Origin of the sequence: Cyclobacterium sp. (assembly GCF_014762705.1) — a bacterium.
Taxonomy (GTDB): domain Bacteria; phylum Bacteroidota; class Bacteroidia; order Cytophagales; family Cyclobacteriaceae; genus Cyclobacterium.
In genome coordinates this window covers 1-3,896 of record NZ_JABURL010000120.1, presented here as the reverse complement: position 1 = coordinate 3,896, position 3,896 = coordinate 1, and the positions used below count along the sequence as shown (strand labels likewise).

The following is a 3,896-nucleotide window of genomic DNA, read 5'->3' as shown; positions in this document are numbered from 1 at the left end:
GGAATCTCGCATGCTTAATAATCATCTCAGTGTGTGACGTTCTCGTCATGCTCGATTTCATCTGTTTATATTTTGATTTTCGAAGGTCAGATGCCCGCCCGGATGACATCAGTCGGACGGGGAATCTCACCATGACATTCATCCCTCTTTACGCCACCTCCTTCAAGCTGGATTTTATGTATTTGTTAGTTTTAAAATGCAAGTTAATAAAATGACCTAATGTAGAAAAGAATATGTCATTGAAACCCAAAAATTTGAATTAAGGTTTAATTAATTGTTTGTATTCAATCAGGCTTTGGGTAAATTATTTACGCAAAGCACCATGAAATGGATCGATTAATTATTAAATGGGCGCAAAAAGGTCCTTTTATTCGCTCATTGATGGTCACCCTCTTCCTGATCCTGTGTGGTGTTATCCACCGGCTTCAGGTTATCCGGAATAGCTGGATTTAGCTCCTCATCGTCTTTTTCGTAGGGAAATATTTCCACAATAGGGCTTTCTGTCACTTCAGGTACATTGAAGCTGACCAGCATGTTGTTGAGGCTTTCATAGATCCGCTCGTAGGCTTCCTTGACATGATGAGCTGTGACCAGCATGTATTGTGTCACCTTTTTTTCCTTCCCACTATCCGCATCTGCCACTATATACGTGATCTTGCATTTGTGCCAAACATCCACATCTTCGTAAAAAAACACATCTACGATATTACTTTTGCCTATGCTCGTCACCTGAAAATCCCCTCTGATCACGCTGCCTAACATGTCATATATTCTTGCTTCGGCTTCGGTAAAAGAAACGGCATCTACAAGGTATTGCTCAGATACATTTTTGAGCAGGCCCTGCTCGTTTTCTTTGGCATACTTTACTTTACACAAAAACCAGGTTCTCATAATTCGATTGCTTCACAATTTCTTTAAAAGCACGAAGGTAATCTGAAATCCCTGAAACAAAAAAGGCTTTTTTAGAATTCAGCCCCTGCACAATGAATACCTAACCATTATTGCTTAACTCTGCCTGACATCTGCAGGATTCAGGATCATAATTGGGGAAAATTTTCCGTGTTCTTGAAAAATCCCTTTATTTTAGATTTTTACAACAAACAACATCCTGAGATGAACGTGTCAACAAATAAAGAAAATCTAAATCCTTCTTCTTTTTTGGGGCTTTTTCTGGGACCTTTTATTTTTTTGATGGTGTTGTTTGCTGCCTTTCTGCTATCATGGGAATCAGGACCTGCCACAAAGGTTTTGGCACTGGCGGCCTGGATGCTTTGCTGGTGGGTGACAGAAGCTGTACCGATTCCTGTAACCGCACTGCTGCCCATGATCTTATTGCCCTTATTGGGTATTTTTGACATGGCTGAAGCAACGGCCCCTTACTCCAATCCCATTATTTATCTTTTTATGGGAGGGTTTATCATTGCCCTGGCCATGGAAAAAAACAAACTGCACCTGCGCATTGCACTGAACCTGATCAAAGTCACCGGTACCAGGCCCGATGGCATCATATTGGGGTTCTACCTGGCTACCGTATTTCTGAGTATGTGGATCAGTAATACTGCCACTGCCGTGATGATGCTGCCCATTGCCATGTCAATTGTACAACTGATTAAGGCCAATAACCCTTCCCTGGCCAGGGAAAAGGGCTTTTCCAATTTTGCCTTTGCGCTGATGCTGGGGATTGCCTACTCAGCCAATATTGGAGGGGTGATTACCATCATTGGAACACCGCCCAATGTCGTTTTGGTGGGCTACATGCAGGAGTTATATGATTTCTCCCTGGATTTTAACCGCTGGCTTTTGGTAGGTTTGCCCGTTGCTGCCTTCATGATGCTGTTTATGTATGTCCTGCTGGTAAAAATATTATACCCCAGCAGATTGGGCAAATTAGCGGGGTCTTCCGAAGTGATACAGGAGCAATTGCAAGCGCTGGGACCTGTCAGGTCTGCAGAAACCAGAACTGCAGGAGTCCTCCTCCTGACTGCCCTGCTTTGGATTTTCAGAAACCCAATCAACCAAATGCTTCCATCCCCGCTGTTGAATGACACCCTTATTGCCATGTCAGGAGGATTACTGATGTTTCTCGTGCCGGCTTCAGATTTTAAAGGAGCAAAACTGCTGAACTGGAAAAGCATGCAGCGGCTTCCATGGGGGATTTTATTGCTTTTTGGTGGAGGGATGACCCTGGCCAAAAGCATGGAGGCAGCAGGTATCATTCAGGGAATTGGGGTTTACATTGCTGATAACCAACTGCTTTCTGTGGCCCTTTTGGTACTTGCACTTACGGCTGTTTCTTTATTTTTGACAGAAGTAATGAGTAATGTGGCACTCGTGACCATTTTTCTACCGGTAGTCATGGCCATTGCAGATGGTATGGGGGAAGAAGTTTTGGTATTTGCCATACCAGTAACCATGGCCAGTAGTTTTGCTTTTATGCTGCCCATTTCCACTCCTCCAAATGCCATATTGTTTTCCAGTGGCTTTATCCGTATCAAGGAAATGATGAAAGTGGGGATATGGTTGAATCTTATGGCGATCCTTTTATTGTGGTTAGCGGCCTTTACGCTGATCAAATGGGTTTATTGAAAAAAATCGGTATTCCAGTGACATTCCAAGCCAGAAGCCAGGGTTAATCTGTCCCCCTTTCCATTCATTCCATCGTTGACATGGACCAGGTTGCATTGCCGGGATTAACCCTGATTTAATTTTTCCATAGGAAAGGAAATCGATTCCAGCACCAGCCCATTTGCTGGTGCCTTGTGGCTGAGGGGGCTTTTGTCTTCGCTTAGCAGGGCATTTTTTAGCTCGTCCAGGCTAAGCAGGTCTTTTCCCAGAAGAAAAAGGGAGGCTACCATCCTTCGCACCTGATGCATGAGAAATCCCTTTCCCCTGACCCTGAAAACCCAGGCCCCTTCAGCAGGCAAGAAAGGAAGCTCACCTGTTGCCGGGCATATAGCAGCAAAATTTATTTCCCGTATAAAATCACTGGTATTTCTACCCTGGCTGCAGAAGCGCCTGAAATCATGTTTACCAGCAAAAAGGGAGGCACCTTGCTGCATGGATTCCAGGTCCAATTCATTTCCCCCATAGGCCAGGTTTCCGGCCAGAAAAGGGTGGGGCTTTTCTCCGCAGGCGAAATAATAACCATATTGTTTGCACTGCACATCCTGGATCACATTAAATGCAGCAGATACCGGTTGACAACTCAACAGGCGGATATCTGAAGGTAGGTTTTCATTTGTATCGGCTAAAAAACGTTGGATATCCAGCGCTTGCCTTAGAAATAACTCAAAGGCACCATCCAGGCAGGATACGCCACTGTCGGTCCTGCTGGCTCCGAGCAGGTTAAAGTCCTCGTGTCCCAGCACGTATCGGATGCTTCTTTCCAGTGTTCCCTGCACGGTTTTCACCCCCTTTTGTACCTGCCAGCCATGGTAGCGCAGACCCAGGTATTGAATGCGAAACAAGTATGTGTAGGGGCGACTTTGCATGAAATAAATTAAAAATAAATAGAGAATTGTAAAAAGAGAAGAAGGAATCCCGAAAACAAAAATGTTTTTGGGTGTTAGAACAGGATAGCATTTCGCAAATTGTTTAAAGAATTTCGCTTACACTATTCCGTTTCTGATCAGAATAAAGCCTGGAAGAGGGCCGTAATTGACCCGGTTCCTTTTCCAGGCTTAGTGAACTATGGACCAAAAATTCTTCACCAAAAGCATTAGTAAGTTTCCATTTCCGGGTGAAAGGTGTTAAGGTAATGGATTATTCCTCCTTTTAAATTATACAAATTACCAAATCCAAATTGCTCTTCCAGCGCGCGGATGGCCTTTTCACTTCGGCCACCTACCTTGCAAAGAACAACTACCTTTTTATTACGTTCGATTTTTTCCCCCTGT

4 protein-coding genes are annotated in these 3,896 nt (G+C 44.0%); 1 reads left to right on the top strand and 3 read right to left on the bottom strand.

The window, feature by feature from the left end; translation table 11 throughout:
• Nucleotides 1-375: 375 nt before the first annotated feature.
• Complete coding sequence (locus tag HUJ21_RS24170) at nucleotides 376-891, bottom strand: DUF4494 domain-containing protein (RefSeq protein ID WP_291373557.1); 516 nt, start codon at nucleotides 889-891, stop codon at nucleotides 376-378.
• 222 nt (nucleotides 892-1,113) lie between these two features.
• Here HUJ21_RS24170 and HUJ21_RS24165 point away from each other — a divergent pair, with 222 nt between their 5' ends.
• Nucleotides 1,114-2,586 carry a DASS family sodium-coupled anion symporter gene (locus HUJ21_RS24165; protein ID WP_291373556.1) on the top strand — a complete coding sequence of 491 codons (1,473 nt, stop codon included), beginning with the start codon at nucleotides 1,114-1,116 and terminating at the stop codon, nucleotides 2,584-2,586.
• 104 nt (nucleotides 2,587-2,690) lie between these two features.
• Here the strand turns inward: HUJ21_RS24165 and truA are convergent, their stop codons facing one another.
• Entirely contained in the window at nucleotides 2,691-3,491 is an 801-nt protein-coding gene (truA, locus tag HUJ21_RS24160) for a tRNA pseudouridine(38-40) synthase TruA (RefSeq protein WP_291373554.1), read from the bottom strand.
• Nucleotides 3,492-3,718: 227 nt separating this feature from the next.
• Nucleotides 3,719-3,883 carry a rhodanese-like domain-containing protein gene (locus HUJ21_RS24155; RefSeq protein WP_291373558.1) on the bottom strand — a complete coding sequence of 55 codons (165 nt, stop codon included), beginning with the start codon at nucleotides 3,881-3,883 and terminating at the stop codon, nucleotides 3,719-3,721.
• Nucleotides 3,884-3,896 lie beyond the last annotated feature (13 nt).